The organism is Rhodoferax sp. OV413, assembly GCF_900104385.1.
Lineage (GTDB): Bacteria > Pseudomonadota > Gammaproteobacteria > Burkholderiales > Burkholderiaceae_C > Rhodoferax_B.
The window spans coordinates 328,242-344,715 of sequence record NZ_FNJA01000004.1 but is presented as its reverse complement, the minus strand read 5'-3'; the positions used below and the strand labels follow the sequence as shown (position 1 = coordinate 344,715).

Genomic DNA, 16,474 nt, shown 5'->3' with positions numbered 1-16,474 from the left:
TCAAAGATGCGCAACGCATGCCCATTGCGAAGTAGCCGGTCCGCGATCGGGGATCCAGTGAAGCCTCCGCTGTTAAAGATTGCGATCTTCATCGCGTCAGGCCCGTCACGTGGCTGCTCGCACTGCGCAACCGCAGCGGAGCCAGTCCCAAAGCAAACAACCGCTCTACCGCGTGCAGCCTTGTGCCGTCGTAGGGTAAGGGTTCTTCCGGGTAGTCCGCGTAACTCCATCCAAATTGCATTAGCGGCTCCAACGCTGCCGTTCGAGCCCAAAACATTGACCCTACTGGAAAGTTGAAGTGCTCCGGCAGCACCTGAACACCCAACTTCAGTGCGAGTGATTCAGTCTCCTGCCGATTCCCCGTCAGCCCCAGAATGTGCGGATCGTCTGGGAACACCATACCAATAGAGGTATCTGCTTGCATGGACGCCAAAATAGTATCTGCCATCGATCCTGCCGCCGGGCTGCCGAGCAGGTTCTCTAGCAAGAACTGATACCACGACTGCCCCATGCGCACATCCTTCACGTCTGCACTTTTCTTTGTGTGTAAGTGACCGATGATGTCGTACTGCCCCAGCAATTTCGATGCAAATGTGGTCAACAACGGTCCGATGTCTCGCCCCCGGTTAGGCACCAGCTCCACCGCCACCACCCTCCCTGCATAAGCCTTTAACTCTTGAATGACCGCATCACGTACCCCCTCAGAGTTGACGCTCACAAACAAGTCCGGCCGGATGTGGTTGTGTTTCAACCCTTCGAGAATCTGGACGAGGAGCTCCGGATAATGCACGTGCAGATGCAAGGCCACACGTGATTGCCCCATCATTACTGGGCGCAGCGCTGAGCCCGATTCGATCACCTGGTAGTGCCACGGCCCCTCGGGTCGACCAGCTCTTAAATAGTCTGCAAATGGGTCGGACGTCTTCGCGGCCAACCCGTGCTGCTCCAGGTAGATGCCGGGGTGAAATCCGGGCTGTGGTTTACGCCGGCCAATCCCACTGGCCCACGCTCGCACATAGGCGCGTACTTCTGCTTCGACCGTTCGCCCCTGTGCGTGCGGTGGGCAGCAGAAGTCACGCTGGAATAGCCCGGAGTCCAAAATGGTCTGCGTGTCCACTTGTTCTTGACGGTTGCGCTCGCACACGTTTTGAGCCAATGACTCCAAGCGTGCTACGTAGTTTCCCATTTGAAAGAAGGCACTGGACGCTATACGCGTGAGGTCAGCCACAGCCGCCCGCTCTTGGGGCGCTCGTGCTAAAGCTCGAATTTTTTCAGCCATCTCCCCACAATCTAGGTATCGCGCAACGCAAGCGTCCTTCAACCCACTTTCGATGAGGAAGTCTGCAATCCCGGTCGTCTTGTCAAAGCACAGAACTGGCACTGCGTGCGTCATGGCATCAATCGCAACGTTAGGCAGTGGGTCGAGTCTTGACGACAGTAGCAGTAAGTCCGCTTCTTCGTAAGCTGCTTCGATGGCCGTCGTCTCTTCGATGAACACTACGTGATCTTGCAGATTGGCGCGCCGAACCTGATCAGCCAGATACACCGAATAGCTCACATCGTGCTCCGGGTCGTAACCCTTGCCGACCCAGACAAACCGGCATCGCACCCCGTCTGGTGACCCCAGCACCCGCGCGGCGCATTCGATGAACAGATCCACCCCCTTGCGTAGCTGCACAAAGCCAGCCCCCAGCACCACAACAGTGTCTTTGGCTAGATGTGCTGGCCTGATCAGCCGCCGAATACGAGCACTCTCGGCTTGCTGTTGCACTGCGTCAAACTCACCGACCGGCACTAGACATCGCCCCTGAGGCAAGATATTTGCCGCACGCTTACCAAAATCCGGACATTCGGCCAACGCGCTCTCCATGGTGACACTAGCGGAGAACACTACATCGGTCGACCATAACAATGTATCCCTGAATGCAGATCTCGGCCGCGTGTACGACGCAAACTCATGGATCAGGCTGATTGTTGGCACGAAATGCTGGGCCAGCACTGGCAACACTTCACGTGACTCTATGCTGTTAATCAGCGCATATTTGAATTTAAACCGACCACATAGATCCTCTAGAGCCTGCTGGACCAACATCGAATGCCGCCGTATCTCCGACGAGATAATGGTGATAGCCCCCGCCTGACGAAAGGCCTCCGATAGTATTCCTGGCTCTAGGCAAAGCGCGACTACGTTGTAGTGCTTAACGCAATGCTGAACGATGTTCAGGCTCAGTATCGGAGCTCCAGTTCTTGATGCCTCATGGCTGACTATCAAAATAGTCTCACGCTCATTTTTAAAATTACCCTCGGTAACTTCGATCTTTGGAGGGTTAAAAACCCTACCGAACAATCTGCTCTCGTGCAATAAGCGCATGTGGATAAGGCGTGCCAACGCACTCCAACCATTTTGTCTACGGTATTGAACGGCTACCAACAACTTACGCAGTACAACGTTCATTCCGCGTGTTTCAGAGACGATATGGCCAGAAGTCGCTGGTCTCTTGACAGCCAACGCTGTATCGGTCTTGGTATGCGAGAACCCTGACTCCCCAAGAAATATCCCATCACGCGCATGAAATTACTCACAGGCATGGCAGCAACTTGTCGCCAGTGGCTCTTGTAGAGTTTTGTTCTGTAGGCAAAACGAACGTCTCGCAGAGTGAGGCCGACGAAGGCACGCAGCGCATGCCGCAGGCCCGTGCCGTGCTGATAGTCGAACAGCCGACGCAGCGCATATGACTCGTCAAAGCTGCGTTGAAAGCGCTCGACAAAGCCGTAGTCGTGGGAGTGGGCTACGACGGCGTCGGGCGCATAAGCCTTGCGGTAGCCGGCCTCGATGATCAACCGTGCCCAAGCCTGGTCTTCCGCAAAATCTACCTCGGGGTAGGGGATTTCCTGCCAGACTGTCCGTCGCAGCAAGGCATTGTTATCCGAGAAGAAATAAAGATACTGCCGATAGCCCTCTTCGTTGGCATAGCGCACCGGGTCATCGAGTTCCACCACGGGCCGCGCCAAAAAAACCTGGAAATGTGCCACCAACTCCTGCTGTGTGAAGATTGTGGCCTCTGGGTAGGCCACATGCCGACCAAAAACCCCGGCAATCCGCGCGTCGGCTTCAGCAGTCTTGAGTAGCTCGGCGAGCCAACGGGAATGCAAGGGCAGTGCGTCGTGGGTGATCATGGCGATGAACTCACCCGTTGTGTTGCTGATGGCGAAATTACGCGTCTTGCCATGACCGAATTCGCGCGATTCGATTTCGATCAACCGAATCTGCGGATATTGCCGAACCAATTCGACAGTGCCGTCGGAAGAACCGGAGTCGACGACAAGCACCTCGAATGCACCGTCAATCTCCTGGCGCAGCACGGCGTCCAGAACAGACTTTAAGGGGAGACCCGCATTCTTGGTCGGGATGATGATGGAGGCCTTAAAAGGCATGGGAACACTCATTTCTCAATCAAACGCCGCATGTACGCTGCCGTTTGCACAATACCTTCTTTCAGGCTGATCTTTGGCGACCAGCCCAACTCGTCGCGGGCCAGTGTGTTGTCCAGAATACTGACGGGCACATCAAACGCTCGCCCGGGGCGGTAGTTCCTCACCATCGGTGTTCCCAATACCTGCTCAATCAATCCTATGACGTCGTTGAGACTAGTGCCTTGACCCGAGCTGATGTTGAACACGGATTTCGGACCGTCGTAGGTCACCGCTTTGGCAAAGGCGTCCGCCACATCGCTGACGTATAGGTAATCCCGCGACACGCTGCCATCGCCCCAGATCTCGATTGGCTGACCCTGGATGGCCCTACTCAGAAACACTGCCACCGCTCCTTGCGCGGTTTCCACGCGCTGCCGATTGCCGAAGGGATTGGACACCCGCATGATGTTGGCCTTGATGCCATGTAGGCCCTGGTACATCAGGAGGTATTTCTCAATCGCCAATTTGGTGATGCCGTAAGACACCAGTGGTTCTGTTGGGTGCTTTTCATCGATCGGCAGGTAACTTGGATTGCCATAGACCGTGCCGCCCGATGAAATGAAAACGATCTTCTTGATCTTCTGCGCCACCATTGCATTCAACAACTGGAGGGTGGCCACCAGGTTGCTCTGCACGTCGTAGATCGGATCGTCGTTTGAACTTTTGGGCAACGTGGTCGACACCAGGTGCAGAACCACATCCACGCCGCTGATGGCGGTGCTGACGTCATGCACACTCATCAAGTCGCCCGTGAGCCACTCCACCTTTTCATCGGCAGCGAAAGCGCGATACGGCGCTACGCGAGGGCGTTCGAACACACGTAGTTCGTGACGATCCTGCAGCAGGCGGTCCGCAATGGCAGAGCCGATGAATCCACCGCCGCCAAAAATAGCAATCTTCATCGTGATACACCGTGGATGTTCGTGGCTGCGATTTTCCAGCCACCAGACGGCAACGCCAGCGCGACCAAGCGCTCCAGGGCGTGCAACAAACTTCCGTCGTAAGGAAGCGGCTCTTCAGGATAGTCTTCCCAACGCAATTGCAGATCATCCATCGGCTTCAAAGCGGCCGTTCTGGACCAGAACATGGTTCCGACAGGGTAGACAAAATGAATGGGAATGTTGGAGATGCCCATGTTCTTGCCGATGGCGACCGCAATGTCTCCATTCTTTTCGATGCCGGTGATATAGGGGTCGTCCGGGAAGACCATGCCAATGGACGCATCTTTCTGCAAACGGTCGACGATGATGTCCATCATCGGCCCGGAGGCGCCGCCAATCAGGTTTTCCATCAAAAAATGGAACCAGGTCTTCCCCATGTTTTCGTCTTTGACATCCTTGCTCTTTTTGGTATGGATGTGGCCCACCAGGTCGTAGGACGTCAGTATTGCCGGCAGGAAGTCCGTCAAAAATGGGCCGATATCCCGGCCACGGTTTGGCACCACCCGCATCGCAGCCACGCGGCCGGGATAGGTCGCCAGATAGGTCTTTGCCAGCTCGAGCGCCGCCTCATCTTTGACGCTGATGAACAAATCCGCCCGGTGCTGGTTCAGGCCCAGACGCTGGATGATCTCCGGCAGCAGGTCAACATAGTAGGCATGGACGTGCAGTGCCAGCCGCAGGCCATCGTGGGCCACGGTGATCGGCCCATCGAGAGGCGTGATCACGGGATAACTCCAGGCTCCATCAGGTTGACCAGACTGTAAATAGTCGGCCAAGGGATCCGCGCCGGACACGGCGAGGCCATGCCGTTCCTGGTAGATGCCCGGGTGGAACCCAGGGAACGGCTTGCGCCGCCCGATGCCACTGGCCCAGGCGCGCACATAACGACGCGCTAACTGTGATGACGGGAGCGCATCCGGGTAACAGGCCACATCGGAGCGCAACACCTCTGCGGCAAGCACAGCCTGGTAGTCACTTTTTTCGCGTAGAGTGCGTTGGCCAACGGCATGGGCAAGCGCCTCAAGATTCTGAACGTAGCGCTCCATGTCGAAATACTGCAGGGCCGCTTCGCGGCATTTAGCACCAACCTTTTCGAGCAAACCGGGCACGGAAGAGAAACGAAGAATTTTCTCGGCCGCATCGGCGGTATCCAGGTAAGCGGCGACGCAGGTTTCCGCCAGTCCGCTGGCCTGCAGAAAGTCGGCAATGCCGGTGGTTTTGTCGAAGCAGACCACAGGCACGCCGACTGACATGGCATCAATCGCCACATTTGGCAGCGGATCCAGCCGAGAGGACAGCAGCAGAACATCAGCCTCGTCGTAGGCCGCCTCGATGGCAGAAGTCTCACCGAGAAAGGCGACATGGTTTTCTAGCCCGGCGCGTCGGATCTGGTCATGCAAGTAGACGGAATAAGCAACGTCATGGTCCGGGTCATAACCGCTGCCGATCCAGACAAAGCGAACTTTGCGCGCTCCGGCTAGGCGCTGGACACGTGCTGCACATTCTAGAAACAAGTCCACGCCCTTGCGCAACTGCACAAAACCGGCGCCCAACACTACCAGAGTGTCCTCATCGAGCCCCGCAGGCCGTATCAGCCGGCGTAGTTTTGTCGCCTCCTGCTGCTCCGCTGCGGCGTCCTGCGCCGAAGCTGGCAACAAGCACTTGCCCTGCGGCATGACATGGACCGCCACCGCATCCAGATCGGGAAAGGTTGAGAACGCATTTTCCTTAGTTACGTTGGCGGAAAACACCACCTCACTCGACCAGAACAAGGCATCTCCGAAAGCACTTTTGGGCCGGGTGTACGACGCAAACTCATGCACTAGGCTAATGGTCGGCACAAAATGCTCGGCCAGAACCGGCAGCAGGTAACGCGATTCGATGCTATTGACCAGTGCGAACTTGAAATCAAACTCCCGGCACAACTGACTGCCCACATGATGCGCCACAAAAGGATTACCACGCACTGAGGGCGCGACACAAACCGTTGCGCCAGTGGCCTTAAAGGCGTCGAGCAGATCTCCGCCCCCTAACAGCAGCGCCACAACGTTGTACTTCCTGACCAGCGATTGCACCAAGTTGAAGCTCAGGATAGGGGCTCCGGTGCGCGACGCCTCGTGACTCACCACAAGCACGGCCTCCTGTCCTGTCACGAACTGCGGGCTCTTTGAAAAATCAACCGCGGGGAGTGCCCAGAGCCGGCCTTCGTTGCGGCCGTGCAGCAAAAAGTGATCACCCGCGTCGACACCGGCCGCGGCCAAATCCGGATTCAACTTCAGATAGGTTGCGCCATCGAAATTTGGTGGCAGGCTCTTTTCCGCCACTAAATAACGTTTCACTCGCATTTTGAACCCACGCGCAATCCCGGCCCGCGAAATCAAATGGCGAATATTTAAGATTATTGGACGATTTTTTCGTAGGTCCGATAGCATTCGGATCGGTTTCGTGATGCGCCAACTCGTCGAACTGCGCAGAGCCGACACCTCGCTGGTCAGCCCATAAATACGCTCGCCATCGGACTGTGCTTTGGCCTCGGCGGCAAGCATGCTATCTGCCATGGCTGCGGCTTGTTTCTCCAAATGTGCGACCTGGCTGCGCTGTATGCCCAGATCAAGCTCCAACGCCCGCGCTCCCCGCTCCGCTTGCTCCCATTGCGCACTCAAGGTTTGCGATTGCACTTCGTACTTGACCAGTTCCTCGCGCTGCGCATCAATCAAACGCAGCTTGGATTGCAGCCCGAGCTCTTTGGTTCTGAGTTCGTCTAGAAAGCGCTGAAAAACATTTTCGCGGTAGACACGCAGAGGTGGAATCAGCTGTGCATCGACGGGGCGGGAGAAGTCACAACAACGGACCAGGATATGCTCATCATGGAATTTCTCATAATGAGATTTCGCCATTGCAGAATGCAAGCGCAATACGTCGGTATCGAGCCCTTCGATGGCGCTCAGAAACTCTGCCTCGTCGCGCCACACCAAGGCGCCGGTATAAGCGATATCTACGCCTCCGTGAAACCGCGAGCGGTAGCTCTCGTGCATCAAAAGAGGCGTACCCGAAGCCATTGCCTCCAGCGTCGCCTTGCCCCCACCGAGAGGAAACGATGATATGTAAAGATCGACCCGCTGCGCTACCAGTGCATTGGCTATCGAGTCAACCCAAGGTACATGGATGAAACGGTCGGCAGGTATGCCCTGATCCGCCAGACTGGCGAGTAGTTTTTCGTGTTGCCCTGCGTGCAATTCACCGATGTGCACGTGAACGCCTTGGCTACGAGCCAACAACTGCGGAATCAGCGTCCAATAGTCATACAGGTACGCACCCTGCTCGAACTTTTCCGGCCGGCCGCTGGAACAGGTCACCAGACGGCCTTGGCTTAGAAAAGGAATGTTTCGCGGCTGGATCGCCTTGAGATTGACCGTCAAGGGCCAATAGTGATTTAGGGCATGGCCCAACTCATTCTTGCAGTGGAAATACCCCATCTGATGTGGGTCCACATGAATGAACTCCGTGGTCGCAGCACCCAGACTCAAATGGTGATCACCATGGTGGACAAACACCACCTCCTGGGCCCAACCCGACGTCTTTGCGGCAAAGGCAGCCGCAACACCCAGGGCATCTTGATTGTGGGTGAGCAGAACCAGATTTTTAATTGGTCGAGAGTAAATCAGTTGAAGAATATTCGAAAATTTTTCTTCTTCGTCTCGACCAGACAGCACCTCCACAGGAAGACCATTTTCAAGCGAAAAGTCCTCACAAAGCTTTGAGTCCACTCGCGAAAAGCAGTCAGTCAGCAGAAGGCTGACCGGGTTCTCAAAGAGATGCAACCGAACGATATCTTTGATCAGTTCGTTGTGCCCCCCGGCTTTCGAAATCTCGCTCGCCAGAATCAGCGTGCCCACTCCCCCCTGAACCGGTTGGGTCAGCAAGCCTCTGGCTTTTGTCTCTCCGATGTGCTTGCACAAGAAGTCCAGCTCGGAACTGACAAACACCTTCGCCACGGACGCTGGGTCGAAGATGATGTCTTCTGCAAAGGTTCGAACGGCCTCAAGTGCCTTCCCAAACTCTCCTCTCTTAACACCAGCGTGTACGTTTGATTCCAGTACAGAAATCAGACCTTTTCTCTGTTCTACGACTTGCATTTAAATGGCATCAATCAATTTCTGGCAGACGTAGTCAATTTCGTTTGGCGCCAGATGCGGCCCCATGGGCAGGCTCAGAACGTGCTCAGCCATACGCTCGGCAAGCGGAAAATCACCACGACGCCATCCCGAAGAGGCATATGCCTCTTGCAGGTGGGGCGGAATGGGGTAATGGATCAAGGTGCCGATCTGGGCGTCAGTGAGATATTTTTGCAACGCATCGCGCTGCGGCGCTTCGATCACAAACTGATGCCAGACAGGCTGGCATGTCTCCGGCACATATGGCAGCTTCAAGGCTGTTTTTTGCAGCGCATGGATATAACGTTCAGCGGCCAATACACGCCGTGTATTCCATGCATCAACAACTTTCAGTTTCTCGCGAAGAAAAGCCGCATGCAGCTCGTCCAGGCGCGAATTAAATCCCTTCACACTGTTTTTGTATTTTATTTCGGAGCCGTAATTCGCCAGCACTCTGACTTTTTCGGCAACTCCGGCGTCATTGGTGGTGATTGCCCCAGCATCCCCCAATGCCCCCAAATTTTTCCCCGGATAGAAACTGAAACCAGCAGCATCTCCCAGCGAGCCTGCAGGACGACCTTTGTACTTCGCGCCATGGGCTTGCGCCGCGTCCTCTATGACCTTTAAGCCGTGCTTTTGAGCGATAGCATTGATCGGATCCATATCAGCCGTCTGACCATACAGATGCACCACGAGGATGGCTTTGGTTTTCGACGAAACGGCGGCCTCAATCTTGGCTGGGTCGATATTGTAGGTTCGGTCGTCTGGCTCGACGGGGACAGGCGTTGCACCAGCATATTCAACGGCCAACCAAGTGGCGATGTAGGTGTTCGACGGCACGATCACCTCGTCACCTGCGCCAACATCGTAAGCGCGCAACAGCAAATGCAAAGCGTCTAGGCCATTACCGACACCGACGCAGTACTGGGACTCACAGTACCCGGCAAACTCGGCCTCAAACGCTGAAACCTCTTGGCCGAGGATGTACCAACCGGATTTCAATACCCGCGTGAACGCGGTCTGCATTTCATCGGCCAGCTCTTCATGCGGTGCCTTCATGTTCAGCAGCGGAACTCTCATGCTTTTTTGGCCTCGGCTAGAAATTTAGTATGGTCACGAATGTAGTCAGCCTCATCAAAATATGCGGATGTCAAAACCATGCAGACGGCGCCTGACGAGAAGTTATCCAAAAAGCTCCAAATCATGGGGCATACATAAAGACCATAATGGGATCGGTTAAGCGTTATTCTTTTTTGCTCGTAGCCGTCGTCTAATACCACATCAAAACTTCCCGACATGGCGACAATGAATTGATGCAAGGTTTTGTGCGCATGGGATCCGCGATCAGACCCACCGGGGACGTCATACAAATAGAAAACCCGCTTAATATCAAACGGGATATGCTTTTCGCCTTCAATAAATGACAAGTTCCCACGCGGATCAGTGATTTTAGGAAGTTCGATCAAATTACATTGTTGAATAGACATGGTCAAAATCCTTCAGCTGATCGCAATGTATAAAACTCATGCACGACACCGCCTCCACCGAATTCTGACTTGAATTCATACAGGCTATTGTTCAGGATAGTCCCGCCCTGTTCATTGCTAGTACCAAAATCAAACCAACGACACCCGGCCTCGATGGCCGTGTTAATGCAGTCGTCAAAAATGGCATCGAGCGCAGACAACCGATAACCTTCAGCACTGGAGGCGATGTATTGGGCGTGGTGCACGCCGGGGGTATTGAACAACAGCACCCCAGCAACGATTTTTTGCTGCCAACGGGCAACGACGCAGCGGATGTTTTGCGGAAAGCGCTCCGCGAGAAGACTGATCTCCGCCAAACTGTGAACAGGTACGGCTTGGTGTTTGCGCTGAAGATTGTCAGCCAATACCTCCCAAAGGGCAGGCAGAAAGATGTGCCCCTCTGCCGTTTCAATCCCGGCCGCAAGCGCCTTTCTTAGACTGCGCCCTCGTCTTGAACTGACTCGCAGCCGCTGCTGCAGATCGATTGTGCAGCTGAGATCAGCACGCACCCTGACCGCCCCCAACCGAAACAGCGCGTATAAATCGTCCTGTGCGGGTGCATTGTGGTAAATCGCAGGCACGGCTTTGTACAAGATTTCCTGGAAGCCCTGTTGTCGGTAATAGGCCTGAATTTGCTGCAGCGCCTCCATGGCAGAAGCCCCTTGTAGCTGCCCGCAATGAAGCAGGCCGCCATAGGTGATGCCAGGGTGGGAAATGATGCATTCACCATGGGCAGGGTCAGACGCCGCTGGAAACAGACCAACCCATTTCTTGTCGCGCTCGAGAATCAATGATTGATCGACAAAGCGATCACCGTGATAGGACAGAAATCGGCGAGTATGCAGAAAGGTTCCCTGCAAGGCTTGACCGCAGTAGGAATCCCATTCGTCGGCATCCCTGGCCTCGAAAGGCCGCACCTGGATCGTCATGCGGTCTCCAGGCGCGCCACGGCAAAACCTTGAGATCCAAAGTTATTGCCGTTGTAAAACAAATAGGTCTCACCACCCATTTCGAAGGGCACCGCGTACATGATGGCGTCTGAATCAAAGCCCGAGGGCGAAACATCAAGATTGAGCTGCTCGTCTTGACGTTGCCAACTTTTGCCGTCGGGAGAAGTCGCGTAACCAAGACGATAGGCGGCCAAGGATCTGCGTCTTACCGAATAGTGCATTTGATAGCTGCCATCAAGTTTTTTGCTTACATATGGGCGCCCAAAACCATGTTCATCAGAATCGCTAATTTCGATTTGTGTGCAACCTTTGGACGGCCAGTGGATACCATCAGTAGATTCTGCATAGCGCACTTCATAGACTGGCATAGGTTTGCCATCTATGTTCGTCCATGTGCTGCCTGCGACGTACCAAAGTCGGAAACGCCCCCCCTCAAAGAGACAGCATGGGCCGCCGCGGAAAAAAAGCTCATCAGGGGTTCGCTCCAAAATCGGCGTTGTCGAATAGCGCTCGAATGTTTCCCCGTTATTCGTACTGACGGCCAACCCAGTGAGCAACCGATAGCGGATTTTCGTCCCCAACTCAAAACCCGCGTAATACATGAACATTCGTCCGTCGTCTAACTTGATAACGGAACAAGCTAGGACACCATTTTCGTCAAAGGTGCCGGATTGTCCGATATCGAGTAAAGGTGACTCAGACACCCGCAGAACCTTAAGGGGGTCATGTGCAGAGATATCGACATAACCAGGACGGCTAATTCCCTGGGCATCGCAGCACGTTATGAACACCCGCACGACGTCGGAATTCAACGTAACTGGCGTAGGAATCATCGCGTGCGATTGGGCCCACGGTAACGATCCGTCAGGACCGTAAACCAGTCCCATTTTTTCCCAACGCATACCTTAGTCCCTCAGCTTGAAAAAGCGCGGGGCCGACACCTTAGCCATCTCTGACTGCTTCGTCACGAACAAAGCACCCGCTTCGGTGTTTTTCATAATGGTCGAACTGGGGCCGATCCAATTGTCACGTCCAATATCGACGTTGTTGGCAATGGCGGCATTGACACCGATAAAACAATTTTCACCAATGTCGCAAAAACCCGAAATCACCACGTGCGAGGAGATAAAACAGTTACTGCCAATTTTTGAATGGTGCCCAATGTGATTGCCACTCCAGAGCACAACGTTGTCACCAATGCACACAAAGGGCTGCACTGTGTTGTCTTCAAAGATAAAGCAATGCTCGCCGATTTTTACATTTCTCCAGACAAAGGCACGAGAGCTGACATAGGACGCCAACCTAAAACCCTTGGTTTTGGCAGCCTGCGCCAACCGAGAACGCAAGCGGTTGAGTTGGGTATACACCACGGCCACGTAAATCTCATGCGTATTTGGATCGAAGCGGGTTTCCAAGCTCTCAAATGACACGACAGGTAGACCACGCATTTCCTGGTTCTTGAGAAAGGCCTGCTCGACGCTAAAGGCTACTACCTCGTACTCAGAGTCCGCATCAAAATATTCATGCGCTACTTCGGCAAAAGCTGAGTCGCCAACGATGATCAGTTTTTTTGTTTTTACCATGTTGTTCTCACGGTCGGACAATCAAAATATCTTCTCTTCGATTTGACATAGGCAAGTTTTTTGCCTGTGGCAATAAGAATGCATGAAATCCAGCAGCCCGCGCCCGCTGTACGATGCTCATCATGATTGAATCATCGATCTGCTTTGCTTCAATCTTATTGAATTCGATGTTTGGAATATCATTTGAATTCGTAAAATCTTGATGGCTTTTAATTCCAGCATCACTGGAAAAAAAACGTTTCCTCATAGAGATATTAGGTATATCTCCAATCAAAATTCGACCACCCGGGGTCAAGAGTTCAAGCGTTTGATCGAGAAAATCAAATATGTTTCCCTCGGCAAACACATACTGGATGACTGAATAAACAACAGCAGCGTCGACACGCCCTTTCAACTCTTCCAAAAGGTCGGGGCAGTCTGGATATCGGGCGGGAAATTTTCTGATCAAAGCCGACCCACTCTCCGGCAATTGACTTAGCATTTCAAACGAGTCAAGCAAAATAAGTTTTTGATTCAATTCAATTGCACGCTGAGTCAGCAGATTCGGCAGAGTACTGCAACCGCAGCCAATATCAAAAATAACCGAATCACGCTGCAATAAGGCGGGCAGCTTTAACTGCAAATCCTCAAAAATATGCTGTTCGTATAAATCGCGATACGCATCAGGAAATCCTATTTTCTCAAAAGAAGATAACTCTTGATTCAGCGCCATTGCCTGAAAATCTTCATATGTCAGATATTCAAAAAACTTATAGTCCTTAGGCATGGAAATTCCAAAAATCTCTTGTTAAATTCAAGACAAACTCAGGTGAGCGCAACATGATCAGTTGACACCAAAGACACCCCTGCGTTTTTAATTTTAATTTCCATCTGCTTCCACACTAGCCCAGGGAAAATATCGTGAGCATCATTACCAAAACTACTCTGAAAGGTGATGGCATTTTCAACAACATCAATATATTCATGTGCCAAATTTCGCTCAACCATATTTTCCATACCCAATGTAAGTGTGTAGGTACCTTGTGCCAACACATTTTCACCGGAAATTTCCACGATGAAAGCCTGGCCGGCCGGCAGACTAGGGACGTGACAATTTCGGTAGTTGGTGGTCATAGAGCTGATGACTTGATTACCTTTTAGGTCTCGAAAAGAAAACCCAAAAACCGGCCGCTCTATATAGCTTTCAGCAAAAACCGAGAACCTGATAAAAAATTTCTCGTGCAGTTGCAGCGTCTCAAATGGTTTTTCCTGTTCATTCAAGAAAAACACATTTCTAATATAGGCTCGACCATCTCCATAGCGACGCCAGCCTTTGGCGAATGAGATATGCGGCTCCATAGAGAGCAACGGATCTTTGAGCTTGGCGTTTTCAGTTGCCACGTGCTCATTCGTTGCTGGACGCACTTTAGCCAGGTGGCTATTTATCGTTAAATGCGATTCCGCTACATAATTTCCGATAATTTTTTCTGGATCGCCGAAAGCCTTGGACTTTCCAGCATCCAGCCACAAAACCTTTTGGCAAAGGTTTCGCACACTAGAAGTATCGTGGCTCACAAACAAAACAGTAGCCCCGTCATCCATAAGGCGTTTCAACGCCATCATGCATTTTGCCTGGAATGCAATATCTCCCACCGCTAATGCTTCATCAACGATCAACACGTCAGCATCCACATGAATTACCACAGCAAAGGCCAAACGGACGTACATGCCCGATGAATACGTTTTGACCGGTTGATCCAGAAAATCACCAATATCGGCAAAATCGGTGATGTCATCAAAGCGTGCCGCTATCTCTTCAGAACTCAGTCCTAGAACCCCGCCATACATCTGAATATTTTCACGACCGGTAAATTCCCCGTTAAAACCAGCACCCAGTTCCAGCAGAGCCGCGACGCGGCCATTTATCTCAATCGATCCACTCGTTGGCGTCAATGTTCCACAAATTATTTGCAGTAGGGTTGACTTGCCGGCACCATTGCGCCCAATAATTCCTACTGTTTGGCCTTTTTTGATTTCAAACGATAAATCCTTGATTGCCCAAAATTCGCGAAAATACTGCTTGACCACGCGACCGATTAGGGTCTGCAAGCGGGGTAGAAGAAATTGTTTTAGTCGATCTCTTGGCGCGTTATAAATTTCGTAACATTTACTAAGATTTTTAACGCGAATCACAATATTGTTAGAGGACATCCGCAAAGCCCTTCTTGGTTTTTTGAAACCAAGCGTAGCCTGCCCAAGCTATCGCGGTAGCCGCGGCGGTGTACACACTTAAGCCCGCCCAGTTTGGCATATGTCCCCAAATCAGCACTTCACGTGCCTGCTCGATTATGAATGTCAGAGGATTAGCCATGATGTATGGCCTAAATCGCTCCGGAACAGCGGATACCGGAAAAAATACAGGCGAGAGGAACATCAGAATGGTCGTAAATACACCGATAGTTTGGCCGATATCACGCAAAAATACACCTAAAGATGCAAGCATCCAGGCAATACCAGTGGCTAGGATTACGAGGGGAAGCAGCACAAACGGGGTTAAAGCTGCAGTCCAGTGCACATAGCCGTTGAAAATGGCGAATGCTAGGAGTAACACGCCAAGGCTTACCAGGCTATGAAACAAGGCGGCGCCCGTTGCGACAACGGGCAAAATTTCTACAGGGAAAACCACTTTTTTGACGTAGTTGACATTGCCTACTACTAAGCCTGGTGCACGATTCAAAACTTCGTTGAACAAGTTCAACACAATCATGCCTACAAACAGCAATACGGCGAATTGGGTCTTGCTGTCGTTGCCGCCTTCCCCACCCCAGCGGGATTTGAAGATCTCAGAGAATACAAATGTATAGACAACCAGCATGAATACCGGATTGAAAAACGACCATGCCATACCGAATGCTGAACCCTTATAGCGGCCCAGCACTTCGCGCTTGGTCATTTGCAGAATGAGTTGGCGATGAAGCCAGAGGCTACGTGCTAAAGCCGAAAGGGAGGTCGGATGCGCGATATGCGGGTTCATGCGAGCGGCATCGTGAATGTAGAGGCGAAGAAGCCGTATCTGCGGATGGGTGTACGGGGCTTCAGGTAAAGGGGCTCAAGCGTGCAGAACAGCAGAAGACTCATTTCAGTGAAATTTCTTTAGTGGAGTGGGATTCGACCATCTGCACATCAGATGTTTGTGCTGTTTTTGCGTGCTTATGGCTATTGTTGGTATAGAACCCATTAAGCCCAAAGGCACGCTAATGAACTCGAATTGCTTGATGCCGAAGGTGAAGACGTTACAGGCAAGTCACACGGACTTAGCTTTTCTTGCACACTATGGACTTTTCCCAGATATGGCGGAAGCGGTGAGATTCGAACTCACGGACCCTTGCGGGTCGCCGGTTTTCAAGACCGGTGCAATCGACCACTCTGCCACGCTTCCAAGCCCATGATTCTAACCTTGGTATTTACCCCAGCGTTACAAAACGTACGCCATTTAGGGGATGTCCAAAGTGCAAGCATCCCCAATGGCGTCGCGCCAAACCCGTACCCGACTGACGGGGGGGTGGACACCCGAAAGTTGCTCTGCAATAAAGCTACAAAGGTTCTCTAGCGTGGGCGTACCAAGCTTGGGCACTTCGTCTAGCAGGTGGTGGTCCAGCTGCTCGCGCACAGTTTCCAGGCGTTGACGTAAAAAACCTAAATCCAGCACCATGCCATTGACGGGATCACGCGGTCCCGTCACGCTGACCTCTGCATGGTAGGTATGGCCATGGATGCGGCGGCTGCCTTCGGTTTCAATTTCGCGTTGAAGCGTGTGGGCGGCATCAAAGTAGAAGCGTTGGCTGATGGTCAGCTGCATGGGGGTCA

At 52.7% G+C, this 16,474-nt stretch carries 13 protein-coding genes and 1 tRNA gene; all 14 read right to left on the bottom strand.

Annotated features, from left to right (window positions below; all coding sequences use genetic code 11):
- Positions 1 to 88: 88 nt before the first annotated feature.
- Positions 89 to 2,455, bottom strand: coding sequence for a rhamnan synthesis F family protein (locus BLT66_RS16150; RefSeq protein ID WP_092758908.1), 2,367 nt, complete (start codon positions 2,453 to 2,455; stop codon positions 89 to 91).
- Positions 2,452 to 3,435, bottom strand: a complete 984-nt coding sequence (locus BLT66_RS16145) for a glycosyltransferase family 2 protein (RefSeq protein ID WP_255406957.1) — start codon at positions 3,433 to 3,435, stop codon at positions 2,452 to 2,454. The genes BLT66_RS16150 and BLT66_RS16145 overlap by 4 nt, the downstream gene beginning before the upstream one ends.
- 8 nt (positions 3,436 to 3,443) lie before the next feature.
- Complete coding sequence (locus tag BLT66_RS16140; RefSeq protein WP_092758904.1) at positions 3,444 to 4,376, bottom strand: NAD-dependent epimerase/dehydratase family protein; 933 nt, start codon at positions 4,374 to 4,376, stop codon at positions 3,444 to 3,446.
- Positions 4,373 to 8,551 (bottom strand): rhamnan synthesis F family protein, encoded by a 4,179-nt coding sequence (locus BLT66_RS16135; RefSeq protein ID WP_092758902.1) that lies wholly within the window; start codon positions 8,549 to 8,551, stop codon positions 4,373 to 4,375. The genes BLT66_RS16140 and BLT66_RS16135 overlap by 4 nt, the downstream gene beginning before the upstream one ends.
- On the bottom strand, positions 8,552 to 9,649 hold the full coding sequence (locus BLT66_RS16130; RefSeq protein ID WP_092758900.1) for a DegT/DnrJ/EryC1/StrS family aminotransferase: 1,098 nt from the start codon (positions 9,647 to 9,649) through the stop codon (positions 8,552 to 8,554).
- Positions 9,646 to 10,056, bottom strand: coding sequence for a sugar 3,4-ketoisomerase (locus BLT66_RS16125; protein ID WP_092758898.1), 411 nt, complete (start codon positions 10,054 to 10,056; stop codon positions 9,646 to 9,648). The genes BLT66_RS16130 and BLT66_RS16125 overlap by 4 nt, the downstream gene beginning before the upstream one ends.
- Positions 10,057 to 10,058: 2 nt before the next feature.
- Complete coding sequence (locus BLT66_RS16120) at positions 10,059 to 11,024, bottom strand: GNAT family N-acetyltransferase (RefSeq protein WP_092758896.1); 966 nt, start codon at positions 11,022 to 11,024, stop codon at positions 10,059 to 10,061.
- Positions 11,021 to 11,947 (bottom strand): glycoside hydrolase family protein, encoded by a 927-nt coding sequence (locus tag BLT66_RS16115; protein WP_092758894.1) that lies wholly within the window; start codon positions 11,945 to 11,947, stop codon positions 11,021 to 11,023. The genes BLT66_RS16120 and BLT66_RS16115 overlap by 4 nt, the downstream gene beginning before the upstream one ends.
- A 3-nt stretch (positions 11,948 to 11,950) precedes the next feature.
- Positions 11,951 to 12,628, bottom strand: coding sequence for an acetyltransferase (locus BLT66_RS16110; RefSeq protein ID WP_092759186.1), 678 nt, complete (start codon positions 12,626 to 12,628; stop codon positions 11,951 to 11,953).
- A gap of 7 nt (positions 12,629 to 12,635) precedes the next feature.
- A complete protein-coding gene (locus BLT66_RS16105) occupies positions 12,636 to 13,394 on the bottom strand; it encodes a class I SAM-dependent methyltransferase (RefSeq protein ID WP_092758892.1) in 759 nt (252 codons plus the stop codon).
- A 38-nt stretch (positions 13,395 to 13,432) separates the two neighbouring features.
- Entirely contained in the window at positions 13,433 to 14,716 is a 1,284-nt protein-coding gene (locus BLT66_RS16100; RefSeq protein ID WP_369821606.1) for an ABC transporter ATP-binding protein, read from the bottom strand.
- Between the two features lie 91 nt (positions 14,717 to 14,807).
- On the bottom strand, positions 14,808 to 15,641 hold the full coding sequence (locus BLT66_RS16095) for an ABC transporter permease (RefSeq protein ID WP_092758888.1): 834 nt from the start codon (positions 15,639 to 15,641) through the stop codon (positions 14,808 to 14,810).
- A 317-nt stretch (positions 15,642 to 15,958) separates the two neighbouring features.
- Positions 15,959 to 16,046, bottom strand: a tRNA-Ser gene (locus BLT66_RS16090).
- Between the two features lie 54 nt (positions 16,047 to 16,100).
- Positions 16,101 to 16,466, bottom strand: coding sequence for a 6-carboxytetrahydropterin synthase (locus BLT66_RS16085; protein ID WP_092758886.1), 366 nt, complete (start codon positions 16,464 to 16,466; stop codon positions 16,101 to 16,103).
- Positions 16,467 to 16,474 lie beyond the last annotated feature (8 nt).